This is a genomic window from Zhengella sedimenti, from assembly GCF_046506625.1.
Classification (GTDB): domain Bacteria; phylum Pseudomonadota; class Alphaproteobacteria; order Rhizobiales; family Rhizobiaceae; genus Zhengella; species Zhengella sedimenti.
In genome coordinates, this window is record NZ_JBKFFP010000010.1 from 74,506 (window position 1) to 99,622 (window position 25,117).

At 60.7% G+C, this 25,117-nt stretch carries 19 protein-coding genes and 1 pseudogene; 15 read left to right on the top strand and 5 right to left on the bottom strand.

Annotated features, from left to right (window positions below):
- Nucleotides 1-85: 85 nt before the first annotated feature.
- The 6 genes from gorA to ACLB6G_RS19585 all read left to right on the top strand — a co-directional run bounded on the left by gorA (nucleotide 86) and on the right by ACLB6G_RS19585 (nucleotide 8,504).
- Nucleotides 86-1,468 (top strand): glutathione-disulfide reductase, encoded by a 1,383-nt coding sequence (gene gorA, locus ACLB6G_RS19560; protein WP_093037043.1) that lies wholly within the window; start codon nucleotides 86-88, stop codon nucleotides 1,466-1,468.
- A gap of 797 nt (nucleotides 1,469-2,265) precedes the next feature.
- On the top strand, nucleotides 2,266-2,532 hold the full coding sequence (locus ACLB6G_RS19565) for a hypothetical protein (RefSeq protein ID WP_139274565.1): 267 nt from the start codon (nucleotides 2,266-2,268) through the stop codon (nucleotides 2,530-2,532).
- Nucleotides 2,533-2,802: 270 nt separating this feature from the next.
- A complete protein-coding gene (locus ACLB6G_RS19570) occupies nucleotides 2,803-4,455 on the top strand; it encodes an FAD-binding oxidoreductase (RefSeq protein ID WP_093037046.1) in 1,653 nt (550 codons plus the stop codon).
- Nucleotides 4,456-4,468: 13 nt separating this feature from the next.
- Nucleotides 4,469-5,158, top strand: coding sequence for a glutathione S-transferase N-terminal domain-containing protein (locus ACLB6G_RS19575; protein WP_093037049.1), 690 nt, complete (start codon nucleotides 4,469-4,471; stop codon nucleotides 5,156-5,158).
- A 269-nt stretch (nucleotides 5,159-5,427) separates the two neighbouring features.
- Nucleotides 5,428-6,942, top strand: coding sequence for a class I adenylate-forming enzyme family protein (locus ACLB6G_RS19580; protein ID WP_093037052.1), 1,515 nt, complete (start codon nucleotides 5,428-5,430; stop codon nucleotides 6,940-6,942).
- A 125-nt stretch (nucleotides 6,943-7,067) separates the two neighbouring features.
- On the top strand, nucleotides 7,068-8,504 hold the full coding sequence (locus ACLB6G_RS19585; RefSeq protein ID WP_093037055.1) for an aldehyde dehydrogenase family protein: 1,437 nt from the start codon (nucleotides 7,068-7,070) through the stop codon (nucleotides 8,502-8,504).
- Nucleotides 8,505-8,836: 332 nt separating this feature from the next.
- Here the strand turns inward: ACLB6G_RS19585 and ACLB6G_RS19590 are convergent.
- Nucleotides 8,837-8,971, bottom strand: a pseudogene (locus ACLB6G_RS19590) (NrtR DNA-binding winged helix domain-containing protein); the annotation flags it as partial.
- Nucleotides 8,972-9,021: 50 nt separating this feature from the next.
- Here ACLB6G_RS19590 and ACLB6G_RS19595 point away from each other — a divergent pair.
- The 4 genes from ACLB6G_RS19595 to panC all read left to right on the top strand — a co-directional run bounded on the left by ACLB6G_RS19595 (nucleotide 9,022) and on the right by panC (nucleotide 12,702).
- On the top strand, nucleotides 9,022-10,182 hold the full coding sequence (locus ACLB6G_RS19595; RefSeq protein WP_093037061.1) for an iron-containing alcohol dehydrogenase: 1,161 nt from the start codon (nucleotides 9,022-9,024) through the stop codon (nucleotides 10,180-10,182).
- A 109-nt stretch (nucleotides 10,183-10,291) separates the two neighbouring features.
- Nucleotides 10,292-10,552, top strand: a complete 261-nt coding sequence (locus ACLB6G_RS19600) for an acyl-CoA thioesterase (RefSeq protein WP_334155710.1) — start codon at nucleotides 10,292-10,294, stop codon at nucleotides 10,550-10,552.
- 441 nt (nucleotides 10,553-10,993) lie between these two features.
- Complete coding sequence (panB, locus tag ACLB6G_RS19605) at nucleotides 10,994-11,839, top strand: 3-methyl-2-oxobutanoate hydroxymethyltransferase (protein WP_093037064.1); 846 nt, start codon at nucleotides 10,994-10,996, stop codon at nucleotides 11,837-11,839.
- Nucleotides 11,836-12,702: a pantoate--beta-alanine ligase gene (gene panC / locus ACLB6G_RS19610; RefSeq protein WP_093037067.1), complete on the top strand. Its 867-nt coding sequence runs from the start codon at nucleotides 11,836-11,838 to the stop codon at nucleotides 12,700-12,702. Before panB ends, panC begins: the two co-directional genes overlap by 4 nt.
- Before the next feature lie 71 nt (nucleotides 12,703-12,773).
- On the opposite strand, the gene ACLB6G_RS19615 is transcribed toward panC, so the two are convergent.
- Nucleotides 12,774-13,349, bottom strand: a complete 576-nt coding sequence (locus ACLB6G_RS19615; RefSeq protein WP_093037070.1) for an SOS response-associated peptidase family protein — start codon at nucleotides 13,347-13,349, stop codon at nucleotides 12,774-12,776.
- Between the two features lie 751 nt (nucleotides 13,350-14,100).
- On the opposite strand from ACLB6G_RS19615, the gene ACLB6G_RS19620 reads away from it, so the two are divergent.
- The 5 genes from ACLB6G_RS19620 (at nucleotide 14,101) to ACLB6G_RS19640 (ending at nucleotide 21,909) form a co-directional block, all read left to right on the top strand.
- Nucleotides 14,101-14,286 (top strand): hypothetical protein, encoded by a 186-nt coding sequence (locus ACLB6G_RS19620; RefSeq protein WP_093037073.1) that lies wholly within the window; start codon nucleotides 14,101-14,103, stop codon nucleotides 14,284-14,286.
- Nucleotides 14,287-14,569: 283 nt separating this feature from the next.
- On the top strand, nucleotides 14,570-15,562 hold the full coding sequence (locus tag ACLB6G_RS19625; protein WP_154386603.1) for a DUF3991 and toprim domain-containing protein: 993 nt from the start codon (nucleotides 14,570-14,572) through the stop codon (nucleotides 15,560-15,562).
- A gap of 115 nt (nucleotides 15,563-15,677) precedes the next feature.
- The gene (locus ACLB6G_RS19630; protein ID WP_185910483.1) at nucleotides 15,678-16,280 is read left to right on the top strand and encodes a DUF1419 domain-containing protein; all 603 of its coding nucleotides are present in this window, start codon (nucleotides 15,678-15,680) and stop codon (nucleotides 16,278-16,280) included.
- Between the two features lie 12 nt (nucleotides 16,281-16,292).
- On the top strand, nucleotides 16,293-16,691 hold the full coding sequence (locus tag ACLB6G_RS19635) for a DUF3085 domain-containing protein (RefSeq protein ID WP_154386601.1): 399 nt from the start codon (nucleotides 16,293-16,295) through the stop codon (nucleotides 16,689-16,691).
- Nucleotides 16,692-16,776: 85 nt separating this feature from the next.
- Nucleotides 16,777-21,909 (top strand): helicase-related protein, encoded by a 5,133-nt coding sequence (locus tag ACLB6G_RS19640; protein ID WP_263006719.1) that lies wholly within the window; start codon nucleotides 16,777-16,779, stop codon nucleotides 21,907-21,909.
- Between the two features lie 27 nt (nucleotides 21,910-21,936).
- Here the strand turns inward: ACLB6G_RS19640 and ACLB6G_RS19645 are convergent, their stop codons facing one another.
- The 3 genes from ACLB6G_RS19645 to ACLB6G_RS19655 are packed head-to-tail and all read right to left on the bottom strand — an operon-like array spanning nucleotide 21,937 to nucleotide 25,115.
- The gene (locus tag ACLB6G_RS19645) at nucleotides 21,937-22,512 is read right to left on the bottom strand and encodes a hypothetical protein (RefSeq protein WP_154386600.1); all 576 of its coding nucleotides are present in this window, start codon (nucleotides 22,510-22,512) and stop codon (nucleotides 21,937-21,939) included.
- A gap of 49 nt (nucleotides 22,513-22,561) precedes the next feature.
- Complete coding sequence (locus ACLB6G_RS19650; RefSeq protein WP_185910476.1) at nucleotides 22,562-23,515, bottom strand: ParB/RepB/Spo0J family partition protein; 954 nt, start codon at nucleotides 23,513-23,515, stop codon at nucleotides 22,562-22,564.
- Nucleotides 23,508-25,115 carry a DUF2130 domain-containing protein gene (locus tag ACLB6G_RS19655; RefSeq protein WP_154386598.1) on the bottom strand — a complete coding sequence of 536 codons (1,608 nt, stop codon included), beginning with the start codon at nucleotides 25,113-25,115 and terminating at the stop codon, nucleotides 23,508-23,510. The genes ACLB6G_RS19650 and ACLB6G_RS19655 overlap by 8 nt, the downstream gene beginning before the upstream one ends.
- Nucleotides 25,116-25,117 lie beyond the last annotated feature (2 nt).

Sequence of the window (25,117 nt, forward strand, 5' to 3'; positions counted from 1 at the left end):
CCTCCGTTTATCGTCCGAGGAACGCTGTAGCGGTGCGAAAAGCGCCCAGGCTGTTTTCGCAAATTTTTTGAACTCGCAGGGTACGATGGCCGATTTTGATGTTGACTTGGCAGTAATTGGTGGTGGTTCAGGCGGGGTCCGCGCCGCACGGGTCGCTGCTAGCTATGGAGCCAAGGTCATCGTTGCTGAAGGAGATCGGGTCGGCGGCACCTGCGTTATCCGTGGCTGCGTACCAAAAAAGCTTATGGTCTACGCTTCAGATCTCCAGAAAGAGATCGGGAACGCGGCTGGCTTCGGATGGTCGGTCCCCCCAGCAAAATTCGATTGGGGAGTATTGACGGCAAACAGAAACAGGGAAGTCGCCCGTCTCGAGATGGCATATACGTCGACGATCGAACGTTCGGGAGCGCGCCTAGTGAAAGAGCGCGCAACGTTCCAAGACGCACGCACCTTGCGTCTTGCCAATGGGGAGACGGTGCGCGCTCGAAATATACTTATTGCCACTGGCAGCACGCCGAACCACGGGGAGGCAATACCTGGCATCGAGCATGTCATCTCGTCCGACAAGGTCTTTGAGCTTCGTGAACTGCCGCAGCGGATCCTAATTCAAGGAGGGGGCTACATTGCGGTTGAGTTCGCATGCATATTCGCCGGTCTCGGTTCGAAAGTGACCTTGGTTTGTCGCAGCGACAACATCCTGCGCGGTTTTGATGAAGACGTAAGGGCACATGTTCGTCGTGCTCTGGAGGAGCAGGGAATTCTGGTCGTCACCTCCTGCTGGATCAACAGGGTTGACAGGATTGACGAAAGCAGCGGGCTATTGAAAGCTAGTCTTTCAAACGCTGAACAGCTCGTCGCAGACCAAGTCATGTTTGCGATTGGACGAAAGCCCAACACGCAGGACCTAAATCTCCAGAATTCTGGCGTTGCGCTAAGCCCTGACAGCGGCGGCGTCGCGGTCAACGAGAACTCGCAGACCAATGTGCCCCATATCTACGCGGTCGGCGACGTGACAAACCGCGTAAACCTTACCCCTGTAGCGGTGCGCGAGGGCCAGGCCTTTGCAGATTCGGTATTTGGCGAGCGTCCCACGCAGGTCGACTATGCGGATATCCCGACTGCGGTTTTCTCGCGTCCGGAAGTCGGATCCGTTGGGCTATCAGAGGCACAAGCCTGTGCCCTGTTTGAAAGGGTGGACATCTACAAAACGGATTTTCGGCCCATGAAGGTCGCCCTCTCCCACAGCTCCGAACGAATGATGATGAAGCTCGTCGTAGATGCAGATTCCGGGAGGGTTGTCGGCTGCCATATTGTCGGATCAGGCGCGGCGGAGATCATCCAGGCAGTTGCGATTGCGATAAGAATGAAAGCCGTAAAGGAGGACTTTGATGCAACAATGGCTCTTCATCCAACAGCGGCGGAAGAACTTGTCACGATGCGGACACCGACCAAGCGCTGCGTTCGATAATGCATTTGTGTAGTCAGTCGGACTCTTCTTGCTTCACCTCAATGCGCTGGGAAGACCATGCTGAGGCGGTCGAACTTCGGTCTTAGGGGTGCTCGCAGCTCTCATCTTTGCTACCATGAAAGCTAATAACGGCTAATCACATGAACAGCCCCTCTAACCGCGTGTGGATAATAGTCAACGATGGATTCGAAGGCGTTGCGATAAGCTATTTGGACGTCTCAGCTGCTGGCAACTTCCAGCAGCCTTCAACTCATCCATTTTCACTCGTGAGAACAATTCGTCGATTTATCAGCAATTTATGTCGATCAGCATTCACGAGGACATATTAGCACATGCCTCTGTCGAGCCACGCATTTCCTAATCGAAGTGCTCTGAGTCAACCGCAGCACTCTGAATAGCCACAGGATCTCGGAGGCTCCATGTGCGGATGTATATGGACCCCGCCCAATTGCAACAGTCGGCTGGATCAGGATCGATGGTCACAACTGCTGATGTATATCCGGCTGCGTGATGCGGCTGGACAACGTCTTCGCCGCGAGCCTCGATGGGTTGATGGGTTTTCGCCGCTTCCACCTCAAAGCCCCGATGACATTGGTTAACGCCATGCCGGTCCACACATCAGGTTCTGGAAGCGACGGGGTGACCGTTTCGCCATCTCCTGCCATTGGCTGCAATTGGCGGGGTGGGACCTCCTTTAGTTATTGGCCGCTTCTATTCAGGCCGCCTTCACCGACAGCGCGGCCCCTTTGCGGAAGTCGACCGGCGTGCTCGCAACATAAACCGTCACGCCCGAAGGGATGCTTGAGTACGTTCAGCTGGCGTATCTGGTCTGGTCGGTGCAGGTGCGCCAGCGGACGCAGCTGATCGACGCTTTGCGCGGGCATCTTGCCGAACGCGGCATCATCGCACCACAAGGTCCGGCTCACCTGAAAACCTTAGCTGCCGCGATTGATGCCGCCGAACCAGCGATGCCCCAACTGGTCCTCGACCTTGGTCGCGTACCTCGAGCAGGTCGACCGGTTGAGCCGCGAAGATTGGAGAGCTGGAGAAATCCTTCGCCGTGAAGCCCCACGCGGGGAGGATACACCCACCTTCGGACCACGCCGGGAATTGGCCCGATCACGGCCATGGCGGTGGAAGCGTGTGCGCCCCCAATGGCGACCTTAAGCGAGGTCGCGACTATAGCGGTGGCGCAGTTCGGAGCGTGATCTGCTCCGAGAGCCATTGACTGAGAAAACTGGATATGCCAAATTGGTCAAACCAGATCGCGATGTTTTCCCAAACGATGCGCACCTGGATGGTTGGACGTCGAAAATCTCGAAGGAGGAAGCGCCGTGGCGAAGGAAAAGAGCGGCTACTATGGCACGCGAAGGAAATTCTGGTCGTGGGGATATGAAGGTGAAGATAACTCCCAGGACGAAATCCGTACCATGCGAGACCGCGTGGAGCAGCGGCTTGGGATTAAGGATATCGAAGTTCTCTCGGACCCGACCCTTGATGAGATTGAACTTTATCCGTCGCGCATAAAGATCCCGCGAACGCTGGAAGATTTCTGCACCACGGAAAAGTGGGACAGAGTTGTCCATACCTACGGTAAGGGTTTTAAGGACATGACCCTTATCTACCGGCGCGATTTCAAGAAGGCTCCGGACGTCGTGGCCTATCCGCGCGACGAAGAAGATATTGCCGCCATCTTCGACTGGTGTGGCGAAAACGGCTATGCATGCATACCGTATGGCGGTGGATCGAGCGTCACAGGAGGCTTCTGGGGTCCCGAGCGCGACGCCTTTCCCGGCGTGGTCGTTATTGACCTGGGCAACCTCAACCAGATTCTCGAAATCGACCCTGTGTCACGCTGCGCGCGGATCCAGGCAGGCATTCTCGGGCCGGCTCTGGAAGAACAACTGAAGCCGCACGGCCTCACCCTGCGCCATATTCCGCAATCGTGGGAATTCTCATCGCTGGGCGGCTGGATCGCAACCCGGTCGTCCGGTCACTATGCGACCCATCTCACGCATATCGACGACATGGTGGAAAGCCTGCGCGTCGTCACGCCAGCGGGGACGATCCAGAATCGCCGGCTGCCTGCCTCAGGTGCGGGACCAAATCCGGATCGCATGTTCATCGGGTCTGAAGGCACGATGGGCATCATCACTGATGCATGGATGCGTCTGCAGGGGCGTGTGAAATTCCGTGCGAATGCATCGATCTCCTTCAAGTCGTTCTATGAGGGTGCCAAGGCCGTCCGTCAAATCACCCAAGCGGGACTGTTCCCGGCGAACGCTCGCTATCTCGACGAGCAGGACGCCAAATTCTACGGCGCTGGAGACGGCACCGATTCCGTCTTGCTGCTGGGCTTCGAATCCGCCGACCATCCGGTGGACGCATGGCTGGAGCGTGGTCTCGAAATCTGCAAGGACTTCGGTGGCGTCGTGAAGCAGCGCGCGGGAACAGCAGACAACGCGCTGGAAACCAGCCGCAGCGGGCCGCAGGGTAACTGGCGGCACCAGTTCAGGTATCTGCCCCGGCTGATGCATACGCGCGCTGCGATGGGAATCGTGAGCTTCACGTTCGAAACCGCCTATACTTGGGATCGGTTCGAAGAAGTCGATACCGAGATCATGCGTCGCGTGCGAACGGCCCAGAAGGAACATCTTGGCGGTGGCATCGTCTGCCGCAGGTTCTCCTTCCTGTATCCGGACGGTCCGGCTCCATACTACTCGATCATGGCTCCTTCGACACATGCCAACAGCCTCGAAGCCTATTCGATGCTCCACGACGTGGCGTCGGACGCCCTAATAGAGCTCGGCGCCACCATCACGCACCATCATGCTGTCGGCAAATCGTTCCGTCCTTGGTACGACAAAGAAGTCGATCCGTTGTTCCGCCGTGTGCTGGCAGCCGCCAAGACCGAGCTGGACCCGAAGTGGATGTTGAATCCTGGGCTGATCGTCGACAAGCCCACAGGGCTCAAGATCGTCGGATAGGGGTTCTTCAGCGATGATTGATCTATACTTCTGGCCAACCCCCAACGGGTATAAAGCCGCTATAATGCTTGCAGAGCTGGACTTGGAGTACCGTGTTATTCCGGTTGATATAACCGCAGGAAAGCAATTTGAGCCGGAATTCCTGAAGATCAATCCAAACAACAAAGTGCCGGCCATCGTTGACCACGATGGCCCGCACAACAAGCCTTACGCTGTTTTTGAATCGGCGGTTGTTCTACTCTATCTTGCGGAAAAGTCCGGAAAGTTCCTTTCTCAGGACCCGGAAAAACGATACGATACGCTAAAGTGGCTTGTGTTTCAGAATACCACGATGGGCCCAATGCTGGGCCAAGCACATCATTTCATGGTGTATGCGACTGAGAAGATCGATTACGCCATCGAACGTTACGACCGGGAAGTTGGTCGAATATACAACATTCTCGAGAAGCGCCTTGCCGAATATGAATATCTCGCCGGCGAGTATTCTATCGCTGACATCAGCACATTCCCTTGGGTTCGCACGCGGAAATTGCATCGACGCGACCTGTCGGAGTACCCGAACATTGATCGTTGGTACCAGGCGATCAAAGACCGTCCGGGGGTTCGTGCGGGCATAGACACATTGTCCGACAGCAAGCAGTGGGAAGCGAAGCCGGGCACCGACGCTTGGAAGAATATGTTCGGAAAGAACGGCAGTTCGTAACAATCACACAAAATCCTCCCAGGCCTCAGGCGCGGCGGTCTATTCGTCGCGCCTGAGGCCGCGTAGGGGCAGTTGATGCAGGGCGGTCCCTATGGGGCTGGCGCAGGATCTTGGAAATTTTGCGCGGCCGAAATGCCGTTTGAAATCGCCCAATACGTGACCACGAACTCGGCTGATGGATCCACTATCTACTTGACAGCCAGTAAATTGGATGACCAAATTGGATATACCAATTGCCGCGCAGGCTATCAGGATTTGGGGAAATTGAGATGGATTTTTTGGCCGAGCTGCCTCGTCGCATTCATATGATCTTGGAGGAAGGGGCAACGTTCGGCGACTCCCGTATCGCCTTTACAGATGAAAACGGGATTGATTGGTCCTTCCGCCGGCTGATCGACACGGTCGCAGCTGTCTCTGATGAAATGCGACAACTCGGGGTTCGGCAGGGTGATCGGGTGATGATCATCTGCGAAAACTCGATCAGGGCTGTGGTTCTAATGTATGCAGCAAGCCGGTTGGATGCATGGGCGGTGCTAGCGAATGCCCGGCTCAGCAAGCATGAACTTGCCCTTATTGAAGAGGATTGCCAGCCGCGGCGTATATTTCGCACCGATTCCAACTTGTCTGCACAAAATGCGGACGACGGCAATGCTGATGTTCGGCTCTTTACTGATATCGGCGCCGTAACGGTTGGTCCGTTAAATGAGAACAGCCAGCCGGAAGAAGTTCACGAAGGATCCGCAGAGCAAGTCGCCGTTCTGATCTATACTACCGGGACCACGGGGCGCCCTAAGGGCGTCATGCTTAGCCATCGCAATTTGATTTTCGTCTCAAGCAGGGGAAGACGAACACAGTCTCTCGCTCCCGATGATGTCGCCCTGTGTGTCATGCCGATATCTCATTCGTACGGGCTCGTGTTGATGCAAGGCATGTTGTACGCTGGCGCGCGTATGAAAATTATGCCACGATTTTCACTACAGGAGGCCCTAGATGCTGTTCGCAGCGGAGAGTTGACGGTTTTCAACGCCGTTCCAGCCATGCTGACACGGGTGGTGGCACATGTTGAACAGACGGGCGAAAAGCTCACGCCAAATAACCTCCGGTACGTCTACACGGGCACCGCGCCGCTCGACCTGTCACTGCGTAAAAATGTCGAACGGCTGTTCGGCGTGGTCTTACAGAACGGATACGGATTGACTGAAACGTCGCCGACGATCAGCCGGTCTCACTATTCGATTGGCACCGACGACATCCATATTGGTCCACCGATAGAAGGGGTCGAGATCCGGATCGTCGGGCCTGACGGTCTCGATGTCCCAGAGGGAAAGCCGGGAGAATTGCTGGTCCGGGGCCCCAATGTGATGTTGGGATACTATCGCCAGCCGAAAGCGACCGCCGAAGTTATCGACGAGGATGGCTATCTTCACACAGGCGATATCGTCAGTCGCAACGAACGCGGCGAACTGGTTATTCAAGGCCGATCAAAGGAATTGATCATTCGCTCCGGCTTCAATGTCTATCCTCCGGAAGTCGAAGCCGCCCTGAATGCACATCCCAGCATTCTAAATTCCGCCGTGCTCGGACGTCCTGTTGAGGGAAATGAGGAAATTATTGCCTTCGTTGAAATGTTGCCTGAACGGCAGTGCGAGGTGGATGAGATTAAGTCCTTTCTGAAGAGCCGCCTTGCCCAGTATAAGCTGCCGCAACAGATTATCGTTATGCACGATTTGCCGGTCGCTCCGAATGGAAAGATAAAGAAGAACGACTTGAAGAAATATCTCTAGATAGTTTGAGCTGTCGGTTCGACACTTCCTTCCGAAGCGCTCTGGACCATGAGTCCGACCCATATAGTATCTCCGACAAGGTCCGCAATCCCGCAAAAAACTCGATATGGAGAACCCGCCTCGCCATGACAACCTTGCATGCTAACCTGATCGATGGAGCTTGGGTCGAAGGCGAAGCCGCGCCGAACATTAACCCCTCCAACACCAACGAAGTCGTCGGCACCTATGCGCGTGCTACTCGAGCTGACTCCCAAGCCGCGATCGCCGCCGCTAAACGTACGTTCCCGACATGGTCGCGCACGAGCCCTTTGGAGCGTCACGCGGTGTTGCGCAAGGCGGCAGACGAAATTCTCGCCCGCAAGGACGAACTCGGCCGACTTTTGTCGCGCGAGGAAGGCAAATCGTTGGCCGAAGCAGTCGGCGAAACGATTCGTGCGGCCCAGGTTTTCGATTACTTCGCGGGCGAAACGCTACGGCTGGCCGGCGAAACGTTGCCCTCTGTGCGTCGGGGTGTCGTGGTGGATGTGACGCGTGAGCCGGTCGGCGTGATCGCTATCATCACGCCGTGGAACTTCCCAATCGCCATTCCGGCGTGGAAAATTGCGCCGGCGCTCTGCTACGGCAACACTGTGGTATTCAAGCCGGCTGATCTCACCCCTGGCTGCGCTTGGGAGCTGGTTGACATTCTCCACCGCGCCGGGCTGCCAAAGGGCGTACTCAATCTCGTAATGGGCCGTGGTTCGGTCGTCGGCCAGACCATGCTCGATAGCCCCGACGTAGATGCGATAAGCTTCACAGGCTCAGTGGAGACCGGCCGGCGTGTGGCGGCCTCCTGCGTCGAACACGGCAGGAAGTTCCAACTCGAGATGGGCGGTAAGAATCCGCTGGTCGTGCTCGATGATGCGGACCTCAACGTGGCGGTCGACTGCGCCGTCAACGGTGCATACTTCTTAACTGGCCAGCGCTGCACGGCTTCCTCACGGCTGATCGTCACCGAAGGCATCCACGATCGTTTTGTCTCGGCAGTTACCGAAAAGCTTAGGAGCCTCGTCGTCGACGACGCGCTCAAGCCGGGAACGCAGATCGGTCCGGTGGTGGACGAGAACCAACTCAGTCAGGACGAGAAGTATATCGCCATTGGCCGTGAGGAGGGCGCTAAGCTGGTGTGTGGAGGCGAAAGGCTGAACCGTGAGACGCCCGGCTTCTTCTTGCAGCCTGCCTTGTTCACCGAGGCAACCAATAATATGCGCATCAGCCGCGAAGAGATTTTTGGTCCCGTCGCGGCGGTAATTCGTGTCAAGAATTATGAAGAGGCGCTGGAGACCGCGAACGATACGGCATTCGGCCTGTCCTCGGGGATCTGCACGGCCAGCCTGAAACATGCGACGCACTATAAGCGCAATGCCGACGCCGGCATGATTTTTGTCAATCTGCCCACTGGCGGCGTCGACTTCCATGTGCCGTTCGGCGGCCGCAAGGCATCGAGCTTCGGCCCTCGCGAACAGGGCCGCTACGCCGCCGAGTTCTACACGACCGTCAAAACGGCCTATACGCTGGCCTGACGGGCTAATGCCGGTCCGCTTACCAGCCCCGAGGTGCCCGCGCCGTGACGGCTTCGCCCATGGCGCAGGCCGCTGGAACGATCCCGCCGGGGCGACCTTGCCTCGCTCGGCCGCGCGAGAGTCGAATAACACCTGCCGCGATTGCCAGGCAGGTACTGGCGGCGCCAATTACTCAGGGAAGAAGCAGCTCGTGCAGCCGGAACGCTTCGTGAGGTCGAAGCATGCTCGGGATCTGCCAAATAATGCACTCTGCGATACTACGAGGTCGGCGCCTGAACTAGAGCAAGAGATGTTCCCACGGGCCTCCTAGGAAGCCGTGATAGCGGATCAACCACCAGTTCCTGCTGTTCGATCAGCCGGCGAAAATTCTGCTTGTGGACCAGACGGCCGGCATGCGCCTCCACCGCGCGCTGCTGCAACTGCAGCAGCGTAAACTGCGGCGGCATCAGTTTGAACACGCGTGATCTGGTCGAAAAGCCAGTCGTTCCGGCCGTCTGACTCTAGAGGAATTCGCCCGATGCAAGCCTTCACCTTCAATACGACCCCCTCGATCGTCTTCGAAGCCGGTTCGGCCAAGCGCTTCGGCGCGATCGCAGGCAAACGGCTGGGCCCGACGGTGCTGTTCGTGACCGATCCCGGCCTGCGCAAACTCGGCCTGTGCGACGCAGCCATCGCCTCACTGGAAAGCGTCGGAGCGTCGGTTGCGATTTTCGATTCCGTTGAAGCCGATCCTTCGCTGGCGACCGTGATGAAGGCGGTGGAAAATGGTCGTTCAGCCGGCGCGACCGGCGTCGCAGGCTTCGGCGGCGGCTCGTCGCTCGACGTGGCGAAAGTGGCCGCACTTCTTCTCGGCTCCGGCGAAGACATCGACGGCGCCTGGGGCGTGGCGCAGGCGAAGGGACCGCGCCTGCCTCTGGTGCTGGCGCCCACCACGGCAGGAACAGGCTCGGAAGTCACCCCGGTTTCAATCATTACCGTCGGTGACGAGGAGAAGCGCGGCGTGTCCAGCGCTATCATCCTGCCGGACATTGCGGTGCTCGATCCGGAACTAACGCTGGGCCTGCCGCCGGCAATCACCGCAGCCACCGGCGTCGACGCGATGGTGCACGCAATCGAAGCCTATGCCTCGAAGAACGCCAACAACAATCCGCTGTCGAAGATGCTGGCCAGACAGGCCCTGCAACTCATCGGCGCCAGCATCGAAAAAGCGGTGCTTGACGGTAAGGATGTCGAGGCGAGGGGGGCGATGTTGCTCGGCTCCATGCTCGCCGGTCAAGCCTTCGCCAATTCGCCGGTGGCCGCCGTCCACGCGCTTGCCTATCCGATCGGGGGGACGTTCCATGTCCCGCACGGCCTCTCGAACGCACTTGTCCTGCCGCATGTCCTGTGCTTCAACGCGCCCGACGCCGCCCATCTCTACGCCGAGATCGCCACGGACGCTTTCCCACGTCTCGCACAAGAGGAAGGTGTGCAGGGGCGCTGCGCGGCGTTCATTGAGGAACTGGCCTCGCTATCGAAAAGACTTGGCCTGCAGCCGCGCCTGCGGGATGTCGGCATCGGCGAAGAGCATCTGAAAAAGATGGCGGCGGATGCGATGAAGCAGCAGCGGTTGTTGGTCAACAATCCGCGCAATGTCTCGGAGCCGGATGCGCTCGCCATCTATCGCGCGGCATGGTGAGACGATGAGCGAGCGGTCTTCACCCACGTCGCGCAATGCCTACAACGCGTTTCGCACAATCACCACGGCTGGATGGATAACGACATCTATGGTGACATGAACAAATGCGGTGCATTATTCGCTGTTCGACACTGCGGTGAATGGCTGGCTGATCGGCGAGGGCCTGCTGGACATCCATGGCGGCGACCAGATTGGGCTCGTCGTCGAAACCGGGTGCCGCTATTTTTCTGAACTTGCTTTCCCCGATAAGGTAACGGCCGGTATCCGCGTCGCCAGGCTCGGAACGTCCTCCGTTCGCTATGAGGTTGCCCTGTTTCGGAATGAAGAAGAGATCGCCGCGCTGAAGGCTTCTTCGTCCACGTCTAGCTAGGGAAGGAGGTCGGCAACGCTCCTCACTGTGCGGTCAGAATACCGGCACCAGGGAGACATCTCCAAGACGCCGTCAGCTTGTCAGCAATCAGTCTGCTTGCCGTCCCCGGGCCCAGCAATCGCAGAAGCTACCCCACGCTCCAGTTTACCCGGAATGGCGCTGTTGTAGGGGTCAGAACAAGCACCGCAATCAGATCCACGTTCACTTCGTGGCCCTGGTCCCGTTTTCTGGTTCTCCTCAGTGTTTTTGGAGGGAGTATCTTCCATTGCGTACGGCTTGTGTCCGAAGCCTCCGTCGAGGCTGATTGGTTCAACTTCCGACGAACGTGGACTGCCCCCGACCAGCCGTCAACGTCTCCGGCGACATGAAGTTTTTGTTCTTCGCATCTGCACAAAATTGTGCCAAACGCCCTCAGGCGGTTAACGTAAGGGAAGGAATGCCATGAGCGCGACAGGTGAAGTGAAGGCCCTGACGCCCCCCGATATCGTGTCACACAAGGGTGGGACGCCGCTGGTTTGTCTCACTGCCTACACGACACCGATGGCGAGGCTTGTCGATACCACCTGCGATATCGTGCTTGTCGGTGACAGCGTTGGCATGGTGCTGCACGGCTTGCCGTCCACGCTGGGCGTCACGCTCGACATGATGATCATGCACGCACAAGCGGTGCGCCGTGGCATCGAGCGGGCACTGATGGTTGTGGACATGCCGTTCGGGTCCTATGAGGAAGGGCCCGAACAGGCCTTTCGCAATGCCGCCCGGCTGATGGCCGAGACCGGCTGCGCCGCCGTCAAGCTCGAGGGCGGCGAGAGTATGGCGGAGACGATCCAGTTCCTGGTCGCGCGCGGCATTCCGGTGATGGCGCATGTCGGCCTGACACCACAGGCAGTCAATACTTTTGGCGGCTACAAGGTGCAGGGGCGTGGCAACGATGCGGAACGCATCTTGCGCGATGCCGACGCGGTTTCAAAAGCCGGCGCGTTTGCCGTTGTGCTGGAGAAGGTGCCGGAAGCGCTCGCTCGCAGGATTACCGCCGACATTGCCATCCCCACCATCGGTATCGGCGCCTCGTCAGCCTGTGACGGCCAAATCCTGGTGGTCGACGACATGCTTGGCATGTTCACGGACTTCCGGCCGAAATTCGTCAAGCGCTACGCTGAACTCGGGGAGCGGGCACAAGCCGCGATCGCAGCCTACGCAAACGAAGTGCGCGAGCGGCGCTTTCCAGGTGCAGAGCATGTCTTTCGCGATCAGCCCAAAACGATCAAGGGTGGAGAAGCGGCATGAATGTTCCGATTGTCAGGGCCGTGGCGGATCTTCGCACGATCGTTGCGGGATGGCGTCGCGAAGCAGCCAGCATTGCTGTGGTGCCCACTATGGGTGCCTTGCATGAAGGGCATCTCAGCCTGGTGCGTGCCGCGCTCGAAAAGGCCGACCGGGTGATCGTGACGCTGTTCGTCAATCCAAAGCAGTTCAACAGCGCAGCCGATCTTGCCGCCTATCCGCGTACCGAGGTGGAGGACGCTGCAAAGCTGGCGCCACTGGGTGCGCATCTGCTTTACGCGCCGGACGCTGCTGAAATCTATCCGGAGGGTTTTGCCACCGCGGTTTCGGTCGGCGGCGTCAGCGAGGGCCTGTGCGGCGCGTTTCGGCCGGGTCATTTCGATGGCGTCGCCACCGTCGTCGCCAAACTGTTCCTGCAGACCGGAGCCGATCTCGCGTTTTTCGGCGAGAAGGATTTCCAGCAGCTTCATGTGGTTCGCCGCATGGCGCGGGATCTGGACATTCCGATCACCGTCATCGGCTGTCCGACAGTCCGCGAAGAAGACGGGCTGGCGCTCTCTTCGCGCAACGTCCGGCTCTCACTGGCGGAGCGACTGGCTGCACCGAAGCTCGCGTCGATTCTGCACACAGCAGCCGGACAGATCGCCAACGGAGCGCCGGTCAGCCTGACACTGGCTGAGGCGCGCGCTGCCATCCTTTCGGCAGGCTACCGGGAGGTGGAATATCTGGAATTGCGAGCAGACGCCGATCTTCGGCCTTTGAACGCACTTTACTGTCCCGCGCGTCTGCTGGTGGCCGCCTGGCTCGGCAACACACGACTGATCGACAATGTCGAAGTTGTTCCCCTGCTGTCGCTTAGCAGTTAACCGAAAGAATGCGCCGGTTTGGTTCGGGTTGACCATTTAATCATGAGAATATGGGCTGCGGGATTCTCAAATTAACTGCAATTGCAGGGAAGGCCTCGGCCGGTGGGCTTGAGCAGTTCGCCCTGCGGCTTGGTTAAACGGAGCCAGTCCGCCCAGTTATCTGGCTGGAGCACGACCACCTGACGATCATGGTAGGGCGCGACGTCCGGCCCTGGACTCGTCGTCAGCATCGTGAAGGAGGCTGGGTGATTGCCCTGGGCCTCACGCCATAGCCCGGCGATGGCCATGAAGGGGGCTCCGATCAGGCTGAAGCGATGTTTGGTTTTGGGGTACTTCTTGCCGGTGAATTCGTAGAATCCCGATGCCGGGATCAGGCAGCGCTTGCTGTCGGCGAAGTCTCGCCCTTCCGATCTAAAATTGAAGACCGGCCCACCCCTGGGCCCCGATGGCGGGAAGCTGAAGTTCATCTGGACGAGTTCGATCATGTCGCCGGCCGCACGCATGACCGGTCCCATATCGTTGATCCTGATATCGTCCGCCTGGGGCAGATCGAGTTCTGTCTGTTGCGTTGGTATCTCCAGCTCCAACGCCTGCATCATCTGGCAGTATTCAACCCAGCGAACGTGTTGCTCATAGGCATTGCACATCCGGTAAGGATAGCGTGAACTTCAAAATCTTTCGAGGGGTGGGGCGTCTTCCTCCGGAACCGGACTGTCGGCGAAGCTGAAGCCCCGCGGTGCGGGTCTTCACCCTCCGGGCGTCCATCCCTGACGCGGGCAGGGGCATTCGTGCAGTTGGGGGGAGTGCTTCTGAGATGCTGAGGGCGATTTTGGCGTGGGTAGAGAGGCGGCGTGCGATCCGTCGCCGATGGCGGGAAGACGCCAGGCGCCTCGTCCGTCTCCACGGCCCGACTGCCTATTATGAGGCACAACGGCTTGCCGCAACATCCCGCGCGATCGAAGACGGCCAGTTCCTCCACTGGGCAAAGGTAGCTGCCGAGGTGGCGCGGATAGAACCGTCGGCCGAGATGGATATCGACGTCGTCCGGTCGATTGTCGATCACGAACTTCGTCATCGAGTTCATTCGGATCCTGAGCCATGACACGAAGAGGCGGGTCGCCGCGACAATACTGAGGGCACGTCAAGCCCGGTCTCTGCAATGGCTCTCTGCTACCGGGAAGGATGCGACTGGGTGCGGATCCATCCACGCGCAGGTCCGCCCCCGCTTGCTGTGCTGGCTTCCTGGTCCAGGTCCGTCCTCCTCCAATCAACCCACAAGGGGTCCGCTACGCGAGCGTGCGGCCGCTGCGGCTTCGCCTGCGCGGTGATTGCGGCCGGGCCCCGGACCCGACGGGCACCAGAGCGGGGATCGGCCCCGCCCATGGACGGAGCCCTTCAATGTCGCACGATCTTTCACTCGCACAGAACCATGCCTGGAACCTCGCCCGCACCCTGATGGTGCCGGTTATTCTCTTCAAGGTCGACGACGAATACGGCGTCATGCCCGCCGACGAACTCGACGACGCCGAAATCGAGCCGCTCTTCGAATACGATCCCTACCAGGGCGGTCGGCCGGCTCATTGAGCCGGCCTTCCTCGCGCGCCAAGCGCCCGGCCGTCTGAAGGCCGGGTTGCGCGTCGCATCGTCCTTTCCCTGCTGGTGGCGGGACGCCACGAGCCCTTATTGGGACGAGGTTTTGCCGCTTGCGCCGGGAAGCCCGCAAGGGAGGCTGCGCCGCCCCGGCAAGCCGGTGCGCCCCTGCGGCCTTCCGGCTTCGCGGCCGACCTCGAGGCCTGCCGGAAAGGTAGACAAACAGATCTGGACAAGGAAAGGGCCGGACGCCCCGCGGCGCCGGCGGGATTGACCCATGGAGCAGCATGAAATCGAGACATTGCGAGACAAGGTGCCCTGCGCCGCCGTGCTCGAGCGCGAGGGCTGGACGGTGGACGTCAAGGAGAGCACCACACGCGCCGTGAAGTACCGGCGCGGGGCAGGCGAGATCATCATCGTCATCCACAATGGCAGGGGCTGGTTCGATCCACTCTCGGATGCCAAGGGCGACGTCTTCACCCTCGCCGGTCACCTGGCCGGTATCGCCTTTCCGGCGGCCGTCGAGGCGGTTCGCAGTCTCGTCGGCTATGTTCCGGCCACGCCGTCCTGGAATTGCCCGAAGCGCACAGGCATTCCACTTTCGATCACCGACCGATGGCGGCGCCGACGACCTCCAACCATCGGGTCTCGCGCCTGGCGATATCTGGCAGATGAGCGTGCGATCCCAGTATCCATTCTGCAGGCCGCTATCGCACAAGGCCTGCTGCGCGAGGGGCCGAGCGGCAGCATCTGGACGGCGCATGTCGACCAAACCAGGCAACTGATCGGTTGGGAAGAACGCGGCCCCCAGTGGCGCGGCTTCTCCACCGGCGGCAGCAAGCAACTGTTCCGTCTCGGCAACGAGGCTGCGCTTCGGCTCTGCGTCACCGAGGCGGCGATCGACGCCATGAGCCTTGCCGCACTCGAGGGCATGCGTGCCGACACCCTCTACGTCAGCACCGGGGGCGGGTGGTCGCCCGTCAGCGATAACGCGATCCGGTCGATCGCCTCGAACCCCGACATATTGATGGCCGCAGCCACCGACAACGATCGGCAGGGCGAGATCTATGCCCGTCGTTTGCAGGAGATCGTGCGTGAGACTGGGTGCCGGTACGAGCGGCTGCGGCCATCCACGCAGGACTGGAACAGCGATCTGAAAGGACAGGGGAAAGGAAACCCGGGAGTGGAAGGGGATATCAGAGCGGAATCGCTGCCGCATGCCCGGCCGTCGCGTCAAGGGAAGCTGCGCCCGGCTGGCGCCGGCCCTTGACCCGCCGGACCGGAGAGGCGGCCGCGGGAATGGGTGATGAGAAGGCATGAAGGTGATGATCCGGTCGGATGGACAGGATCGCGCTTGATGCCGACGGACGACAGGAGCCGCCATGATCACCCAAACTTCCTTCCGCAAGGTCTTCGAGGGCGTCGCCACGCGCCAACAGATGTTCCATATGTTCGATCGCCATGGCCCGGCGCCGATGAGCAAGGCACGCCTCACCGGCCGCCTCTATGACGGCGAGTGGTTCGAGATCGGCCGGGCCGAGCACGACTACATGTTCGAGATCCTGCCGCCGCTCTGGATTCGCGGCGACATGTTCGCAATGCGCGAGTTCATGACCGGCTCGATCACCAGCGTCTTCTTCGCACTCTCGATCGATGGGCGGCCACGCTACTTCCACGCCTATTGCGATATGTCGGCCAAGGGTTCGGCCGAGCGCATGCGCGATGTGATCATCGAGCGGGAATCCCGCCCCGTCCGTGCCATGACGCGCGCGGAGCGGCTCGACCATATCTGGAGCACGACCCATGCCGACTATCGCGGTTATGCGGGTGAGCGGTGGCCCGAGGCCGACCAGGACAAGCGAACCGTGCTGGTCTATGGCGGCGGCCAAGGGACGGTCCTGAAGCTTCTGGACGATCTGACCGCCCCCGAGATCAGCGCCAAGCTGCCGGTCCATCTCCGCTACCTGCCCGCCGCGATTGCAGCCTGATCGGAGGCTGTCATGTTCACATTTCCTATTCTCGGCGTTCGCAAGGTCATCGAGCGCGGCATCGCCGATGCCGCCGTCAATGGGGGATTTCGCAATCCCTACTACGGCATCAAGCCCGGTAAGGATGAAAAGCCGGGACTTTGGCTGGTCGGCGATCAGGGCGTCTATCTCCTCTCCAACGGCAAGCTCGCCGAGGGTGAGCGCGCCCTCGTGATCTATTCGGATGAATGCCACCCGGTCGGCAATCCCGACTGGTGGCACTACAAGAACCGGCATTTTGGTGGTGACGACGGCATCGAGTTCCTCGACGCTGAAAGACTGATCCCGCTGTTCGACCGGAACACGCGCTGCACGCATCTGCGCGTGCAACTGACCGAGACGGACGTCTCGCTGTCGCTGATCGCCCGCTAGCCCATCCCACAACCCCGTCAGCGTTTCGCGCGGCCGCACACGCGGGTCGCGTGATCGCGCTCGCCATAATCCCAGGAGATATCCCGTGTCCCACGACGACCCCTTCACGCTCGACCTGTTCGGCAATACCGCACTTTCCTCAGGTCTCGGCCTTGGCGTGACCGCCTTTTCCGACAGTGCGGCCAACGATCCGGACGATGACGACCCGGCCCCGCATTCTCCCACGCCTGCCGTGCCCGCCACGGCGGATGCTCAACTCTTGCGCCGGGCGCCCAATGGCGAGAACTTCCATCTCGCCGGCACGCGCGGTCTCGCCAAATCCTGGCGGGAGCGCGCCCGCGACAACATCGCGGCGATCCGGCTCGCCGCCTCGATCGTCGATGAGCAGCGTCCGGCCTCGGTCGACGAGCAGGCCGCGCTGATCCGGTTCACCGGCTTCGGCGCTTCCGAGCTCGCCAACGGCGTGTTTCGTCTCCCAGGCGAGCTTGAGTTTCGCGAGGGCTGGGCGGACATCGGCGCCGACCTCGAGGACGCGATCGACGGCGGCGACTACGCGTCGCTCGCCCGCTGCACCCAGTATGCGCACTTCACCCCCGAATATATCGTCCGGGCCATCTGGTCGGGCCTGCAGCGGCTCGGCTTTCGCGGCGGCCGTGTGCTCGAGCCCGGTGTCGGCACCGGACTGTTTCCGGCGCTGATGCCGGCGGCGCTACATCCCGTCACCCATCTCACGGGCGTCGAGATCGATCCGGTTACCTCCCGGATCGCCCGTCTGCTGCAGCCGCGCGCCAAAATACTCAATCAGGATTTCGCGCGGGTCGATCTGCCGGCGCATTTCGACCTGGCGATCGGCAATCCTCCCTTCTCCGACCGCACCGTGCGCAGCGACCGCGCGTTGCGCGCGCTCGGCCTGCGCCTGCATGACTATTTCATCGTGAAGGCGGTTCGGGCGTTGAAGCCCGGCGGGCTGGCCGCCTTCGTGACCTCGAGCGGCACCATGGACAAGGCCGATGGCCGTGCACGCGGGACGATCGCGGCTGCGGCCGATCTTGTCGGCGCCATACGTTTGCCAGGGGGCAGCTTCCGTGCCGATGCCGGAACCGATGTCATCGTCGACGTCCTCTTCTTCCGCAAGCGCAAGGACGGAGAGGTGGCGGGCGATCAAGGCTGGCTCGATCTGGCGGAGGTGCGACCACTGAGCGAGGACGACGGGGGTATCCGGGTCAATCGCTGGTTCGCCGAGCACCCCGATATGGTTCTTGGCGAACATGCGCTGCGGCGCGGCATCTACGGTACCGACGAGACCTATACCTGCCTACCGCGCCCGGACGTCGATCTCGACGCCGCGCTCGCGACCGCGATCCAGGCGCTTCCAGAAGCCATCTATGACGGCAAGCCGGAAGACTGCGGTCCCGACGTAGACGACAGTGGCGACGACCCGGCATCAACTGCGACTATGCCGAACGGCGCGACCGCTCGTGAAGGCAGCTATTTCATAGGCAAGAACGCCGCCCTGATGCAAATGGTCGACGGCGAGGCCGTGACCATCACCGTCAGGAAGGGACGGGGAGGGGACGGCGTCTCCGACAAGCAGGCCCGCATCATTCGCAAGCTGATCCCGATCCGCGACGCCGTGCGCGAGGTGCTGAAACTCCAGGAATTCGACCGGCAGTGGAAGCCGGCGCAGGTCAAGCTGCGCATTGCCTGGTCGAACTTCGTGCGTGAATTCGGGCCGATCAACTTCACCACCGTCTCGACCACCGAAGACTCAGAAACCGGCGAAGTGCGGGAGACGCATCGCCGTCCCAATCTCCAGCCCTTCCTCGACGACCCCGACTGCTGGCTGGTAGCATCCATCGAGGACTACGACCTCGAGACCAATACCGCCCGGTCCGGCCCGATCTTCACCGAGCGCGTCATCGCGCCGCCGCCGCCGCCGATCATCACGTCGGCCGCCGATGCCCTCGCCGTCGTGCTCAACGAACGTGGCCATGTCGACGCCGATCACATCGCGGAATTGCTGCATCGCGATGTCGCCGATGTCGTTGACGAGTTGGGGCAGGCGATCTTCCGGGATCCGACGTCCGGTTCCTGGCAAACCGCCGATGCGTATCTCTCCGGCGCCGTTCGCTCCAAGCTCGCTGCCGCCGAGGCCGCCGCTGCGCTCGATCCAGCCTTTGCCCGCAATGTCGAAGCGCTCAAGGGCGTCCAGCCCGCCGATCTCAGGCCCTCCGACATCACCGCCCGCCTCGGCGCACCCTGGATTCCGGCGACCGACATTGTCACATTTGTCAAACAGACGATGGATGCCGACATCAGCATCCATCACACGCCCGAACTTGCATGCTGGACGGTCAGTGCGCGCCAACTCGGCTGGAGCGCCGCCGGCACGACCGAATGGGGCACGCATCGTCGCGATGCCGGGCAGCTGCTGTCCGACGCGCTCAATTCCTCCATCCCGCAGATCTTCGACACGGTGAAGGACGGCGACACCGAACGGCGCGTCCTCAATACCGTCGAGACCGAAGCGGCCAAGGAAAAGCTGCAGAAGATCAAGACGGCGTTCCAGAAATGGATCTGGAGCGATCCGGATCGCACTGACCGATTGGCGCGGCTCTACAACGACACCTTCAACAACATCGCGCCGCGAAAATTCAACGGCGACCATCTCCTGCTTCCAGGCGCCTCCGGCGCCTTTTCTCTTTATGGGCACCAGAAACGGGCGATCTGGCGCATCATCTCGGCTGGCTCGACCTATGTCGCCCACGCCGTTGGCGCCGGCAAAACGCTCTCGATCGCGGCGGCGATCATGGAGCAACGCCGCCTCGGGCTGATCAACAAAGCCATGCTGGTCGTTCCCGGCCACTGCCTGGCGCAGGCGGCCCGCGAGTTTCTGGCGCTCTATCCAAATGCCCGGATTCTGGTCGCCGACGAGACCAATTTCGTCAAGGAGAAGCGCCATCGCTTTCTGTCGCGGGCGGCAACCGCAAATTGGGACGCGATCATCATCACCCATTCGGCGTTCCGCTTCATTTCGATTCCCTCGGCTTTCGAGCAGCAAATGATTCAGGACGAGCTCGAGGCTTACGAGGAGTTGCTGACCAAGGTCGACCGCGAGGACCGGCTTTCCCGAAAGCGCATCGAGCGCATGAAGGAGGGGCACAAGGAGCGGCTGGAGGCGCTGTCGAGCCGCAAGGACGATCTGCTCACCATCTCCGAGATCGGCATCGACCAGATCATCGTCGATGAGGCGCAGGAGTTCAGGAAGCTCAGCTTCGCCACCAACATGTCGACGCTGAAGGGCGTCGATCCCAGCGGCTCGCAGCGGGCCTGGGACCTCTACGTGAAATCCCGATTCGTCGAGACGAGAAATCCGGGCAGGACGCTCGTGCTCGCTTCCGGCACGCCGATTACCAACACGCTCGGCGAAATGTTCACCGTGCAGCGGCTGATGGACAATGCTGCTCTCGCAGCGCGCGGACTGCACGAGTTCGACGCCTGGGCGTCCACCTTCGGCGACACCTCGACGGAACTCGAGCTGCAGCCGTCCGGCAAATACAAGCCGGTCACGCGCTTTGCCCAGTTCGTCAACGTCCCCGAGCTGATCGCCATGTTCCGGTCCTTCGCGGACGTGGTGCAGCCCGCCGACCTGCGGAAATATGTGAAAGTTCCGGAGATCGCCGGCGGCAAGCGGCAGATCATCACGGCGGAGCCGACCACTGCCTTCAAGGCCTATCAGCGTCACCTCGATGATCGTATCAAGGCCATCGAAGAGCGCGAGGGTCCGGCGCAGCCCGGCGACGATATCCTGCTCTCGGTCATCACCGATGGCCGCCATGCCGCGATCGACCTGCGCCTGGTCATGCCGGCCATGGACAATGAGGATGACAACAAGCTCAACGCGCTTGTCCGAAACACCTTCCGCATCTGGCAGGAGACGGCCGAGAACGAATATGTCCGCAAGGACGGCAAGCCCTTCGACAAGTCCGGCGCCGGCCAGCTCATCTTCTCCGATCTCGGCACCATCAATGTCGAAGCCTCCCGCGGCTTCTCGGCCTATCGCTGGATCCGCGACGAGCTCGTCCGCCTCGGTGTGCCGCCGTCGGAAATCGCCTTCATGCAGGACTTCAAGAAGTCGGAGGCCAAGCAGCGGCTGTTCAACGAGTTCAATGCCGGCAAGGTCCGCATCCTGATCGGGTCGTCCGAAACCATGGGCACCGGCGTCAATGTGCAGGCGCGGCTGAAGGCGCTGCACCATCTCGACGTTCCCTGGCTCCCCTCCCAGATCGAGCAGCGCGAAGGCCGCATCATCCGCCAGGGCAATCAGCACGACGAAATCGGACTCTATGCCTATGCGACGCTCGGTTCACTCGACGCCACCATGTGGCAGAACAATGAGCGCAAGGCCCGGTTCATCGCGGCGGCTCTATCGGGCGACACGTCCATTCGCCGCCTCGAGGATATGGGCGAGGGGCAGGCCAACCAGTTCGCCATGGCCAAGGCCATCGCATCGGGCGATCAGCGCCTGATGCAAAAGGCAGGGCTTGAGGCCGAGATCGCCCGTCTCGACCGGCTCCATGCCGCCCATATCGACGACCAGCACGCCATCCGCCGCCAGGTCCGCGACGCGGAGCGCGAGATCGAGCTTTCGAGCCGGCGCATCGCCGAAATCGGAACGGACATCGCGCGTCTGGTGTCGACCGCTGGCGATGCCTTCACAATGACCGTCACCGGAACCTCCTTCACCGAACGCAAGCTCGCCGGCCGCGCCTTGATGAAGGAGATCCTCACCCTTGTTCAGCTCAGCCAAGAGGGCGAGGTCGTCATAGCCGCGATTGGCGGCTTCGACCTGGAGTTCTCAGGCGAGCGCTTCGGCCGGGACGGGTATAGCTACACCACGGTGCTGATGCGCTCCGGCGCCGACTACGAGATCGACCTTGCCGTCACGGTCACGCCGCTCGGCGCGATTGCTCGCCTCGAGCATGCTCTGTCGAACTTCGAGGGCGAGCAGGATAATTATCGCTGTCGGCTGGAGGATGCCCGCCGGCGTGTAGCCTCCTATCAGCCACGTATTGGCGAAACTTTCGCCTTCGAGGCCGAGCTTGAACTGAAGCGGGAGCAGTTGGCCGATCTCGAAGCCGATCTCGCCGCCAGCACGGATGACGGTCCCGGCGTTGTGGTAGGGGCGGCTGATCATGCGACCCGCCAGGCGGCATGAATGGAAACCCGCTTTCCCGCCCTAAACCTAAATGCGGTTCTTGAGATCTTCGAGGCTGGCAAGCTGCTGGCGCCTGCTGGCGACGGCTTCGCCAAGCAGCGCCCCAAGCTTGTCGTTGTACGCCTCGATCTGCTTTGTCGAGGTTTCCACATATTCGCGCAAGAGCTGCTCCTGGCGATCGATCTCCCGCTTCAACGTCTCGGCGTCGTTCCGACCTGACATGCCGATAATGACCCGCCGGTTGCTGATTTCGCCATGAGGCAGGGTGGTTGAGTATGGATTGGTCCGCAACCTAAACAGGCCAGGGTCGCCGGAGAACGCGAAGCTACGAGTTGCACGAACTCCGTCGATCTCCACCATCCCGTCAAACATGTCGTGGACCCGCACGCGTGCCTCCTGCGCGTCCTTTTGTGGATTGTCGAAGTCCACCTTTAGCGGGGCGACACGAGCCTCGGGCAAAAGGGCGTGCACGATCTCCGCGTCAGACTTGATCAAGTCCACCCTGCTGACTTTCTGGCGGACGTGGTTGCCGACTGCGCCCTCCTGTGCGCGCAGGTACCGGTCGAGCGACTCTTCGAGAAACAGTACGTTGCCGATGATCATCGGACCTCCTATAGGCGCCGCGTAACGCGTGTTGCAGATTGATCGGGACTCACGAAAGCGCCTTGCGCAATGATCGAAGGAGCGCCTCGGCGTCATCGATCTTTTTCAGGATGTCGGGGTCGCCCTTGAGATCCTGCAACGTGGTCCAGGGTACCCCCTTCATCGCTTCAACCGCGGCCTCCAGATCCCCGGACAATCCGCCCTTTGGCTTCTTCTCGGTGGGTCCCAGACGCAACATTGCAGAATCGAGATCCCCCGCGTCGCTGAGGAAATGCGCGCGTGCCACCGGATCGGGGAGGATCGATCGTAGTTTGCGCAGGTCCTTGGAGTTGGTTATGCGCTTGTCGTTCACCTTCTTGACGACGGCGTCGACGATGCTGGGAGTGAACAGCTTCTTGCTGACGCCCATCATCTCACGCGCCCAGGTGATGGCGGCGCTTGGGTCGCGAAGGCTGGTGAACTTCTCCGACAGCTCGAAAATATCGACCAGTTTGTCCAGTTCCCGAACGGTGATTCCGAGTATGTTCGCGGCGCTGGCGCGTCCCATCAGGTCGACAAGGCGGTAGGCCACCATTTCCTTCTCTTTGGCGTCCCATTCCTTGCGCTGCCGATGGATATAGATCCACGCGCGAAGCCGATCCTCGTCACTCAGTGTGCGGTCGGTAACCTCGATGGGAAGCTGGCGGAATTCTTCTTTCCCCTGTTCTACCAAGGCCCGCGAATTCGTCCACCGGCGATCGCCATCGATGATGCGAAACTTTCCGGGGAAATCGGGATGGGGTTCGACGAGTAGTGGCTCGAACAAACCGCCATTGGCTTCGATCTGCCGTTGCAGTTCTTCGTCAACCTTAGGCCCGAGCCTCGGCTGCTTGTCATTGGGAAGGATGGAGTCGATGTCAGCCTTCGTGCGGTACGTCCGAAGAACGGTACGATCGAGCCGGCGCTCCTGGAGGTTAACGACGTTGTCGCGTTCGCGACCCGCCATCGGGACGGGGTTATTCATTATCCTGCTCCCACACCCCCGCCGTGCCGATGATCGTATCGATCTCATTACTCAGCTCAGCGCGCACTTTCTGCACCGACCGAATGAGCTCGCCCTGACGCTTCCAGACAGATTCGTGCGCCTTCTTTTCCTTTACCTGGATGTCGAGCAGGTCGTCCGTGTGAGTGTCGATCCGGGCAATCAGATCGGTACAGCGCTCCGAGGTAATGAAGTCATAGAGCGCAGCCGTCTTCTGGGTCTTCTCCTCACCGCTCATGCGCAGAATATGGGTCTGCACGATGTGGTGGCGGATCAGCTGAACCAGAGCGACAACGCGGGCAGGATTGGCTAGCAGAACGCCATCCTGATGGTGCAGCTGCCGCGCGCCGGCGGGAAACTTGCTCGTCGAAAGAATGGCATGTTCCGCCTTGGCTGCCATTTGGTCGGTTGCAAGCTTGCTGACGAAGTCGTTGCGCCATGCGCCATGGTTCTTCGAGTCGTAGATGATGGTGCCGCACTCCTTGCCGTTGTGAATGACGACATGGATAATGTCGGCACCGGGCTGCCCTTTGTTGACGCGGTCGATCCTGTCGCCCTCGAACTCAGCCTTCAGAGCTTCGAACAGATCGACCTCGGCGCCCTCGCCAAGCTCCTCGTTGGTCTTCTTGTCGAGAGCCCGAGTCAGCTCCGCCACCTTCGCGGACAGCTTGAGCTTTTCCTCAAACGCGAGAGCCTTCTCGGCATTGACGGCCGCAGTCTGAGCGAGCTCGAGCGCCTCGCGCTGTTCTTGGAGGCGCTGATCCAGCAGGGCTTGATGATCGGCGAGCTGCTTCTCGACCGTAGCCGCTTTGGCTTCCGCGTTCTTCCTCGCCTCTTCAAGCTCAGTGAGCCTGCTTTGGGCGGCCACAGCGGCAGCCTCAGAAGCTTCCGAACGGATTTCGATCTCGCGCGCCGCTGCGGACTCTGTCAGCGCCGTGATCTTCGCTTCCGTTTCAGCTGTAATGGTGTCGAGCTGTGCCTTGAGGCTCGTCCCGGCCTCTTCAGCCTTCAGCCTGGCGGCCTCCGCAGACGCGACCCGCTCGTTGGCCGCCGCTTCAGCGGCGACCTTGGCCTCTGCCCGAATACTGTCCTGCTTCGCAAGGGCCTCCTGCCGGACCGCCTCGATAGCGGCGCCGCGCTCCTGCTGTTGCTGGGCAAGCCGCTCCTCGAGAGCGACCCGCATCTGTTCGGCATTCTGCTTTTCGGCCTCCGCTTGCGTCACGCGGCTCAACAGGAGATCCTGAGCCTCTTTGCTTGCGAGTACCGTCGCCGCGATCGCCTCCTGGGCTGCGGCCTCGGCGGCCTTGCGGCCCTCTTCGCGGGCGAGGACGGCTTTGGCGGCGCCGTCCTTGTTGGCCTTGTCAACGGCATCGGCCTTCTCGCGGGAAAACTGCTCCTGAAGGCGAGCCGAGAGTTCCTCCGCAGTTTTCTTCTGCCGCGTCTCGATCCGCGCTTTAATCTCATCCATCTGGTCGTGCGGGATCTGCTGTTCACACAGCGGGCAAACCTCGTCGTGATCGTGCAGGAACGACGACGAGGGAACAGGAGTCGCCTTTAGAAGGGGTGATGCTGACGCGGCCACAT

Excerpts from the sequence above, each read along its gene's own strand:
- ACLB6G_RS19615 (WP_093037070.1), bottom strand. The coding sequence starts at position 13,349 with ATGTGCAATGCCTATGAGCAACACGTTCGCTGGGTTGAATACTGCCAG.
- ACLB6G_RS19620 (WP_093037073.1), top strand. The coding sequence starts at position 14,101 with ATGTCGCACGATCTTTCACTCGCACAGAACCATGCCTGGAACCTCGCC.
- ACLB6G_RS19585 (WP_093037055.1), top strand. The coding sequence starts at position 7,068 with ATGACAACCTTGCATGCTAACCTGATCGATGGAGCTTGGGTCGAAGGC.
- gorA (WP_093037043.1), top strand. The coding sequence starts at position 86 with ATGGCCGATTTTGATGTTGACTTGGCAGTAATTGGTGGTGGTTCAGGC.
- panC (WP_093037067.1), top strand. The coding sequence starts at position 11,836 with ATGAATGTTCCGATTGTCAGGGCCGTGGCGGATCTTCGCACGATCGTT.
- ACLB6G_RS19565 (WP_139274565.1), top strand. The coding sequence starts at position 2,266 with ATGCTTGAGTACGTTCAGCTGGCGTATCTGGTCTGGTCGGTGCAGGTG.
- ACLB6G_RS19595 (WP_093037061.1), top strand. The coding sequence starts at position 9,022 with ATGCAAGCCTTCACCTTCAATACGACCCCCTCGATCGTCTTCGAAGCC.
- ACLB6G_RS19650 (WP_185910476.1), bottom strand. The coding sequence starts at position 23,515 with ATGAATAACCCCGTCCCGATGGCGGGTCGCGAACGCGACAACGTCGTT.
- ACLB6G_RS19625 (WP_154386603.1), top strand. The coding sequence starts at position 14,570 with ATGGAGCAGCATGAAATCGAGACATTGCGAGACAAGGTGCCCTGCGCC.
- ACLB6G_RS19635 (WP_154386601.1), top strand. The coding sequence starts at position 16,293 with ATGTTCACATTTCCTATTCTCGGCGTTCGCAAGGTCATCGAGCGCGGC.
- ACLB6G_RS19575 (WP_093037049.1), top strand. The coding sequence starts at position 4,469 with ATGATTGATCTATACTTCTGGCCAACCCCCAACGGGTATAAAGCCGCT.
- panB (WP_093037064.1), top strand. The coding sequence starts at position 10,994 with ATGAGCGCGACAGGTGAAGTGAAGGCCCTGACGCCCCCCGATATCGTG.
- ACLB6G_RS19580 (WP_093037052.1), top strand. The coding sequence starts at position 5,428 with ATGGATTTTTTGGCCGAGCTGCCTCGTCGCATTCATATGATCTTGGAG.
- ACLB6G_RS19645 (WP_154386600.1), bottom strand. The coding sequence starts at position 22,512 with ATGATCATCGGCAACGTACTGTTTCTCGAAGAGTCGCTCGACCGGTAC.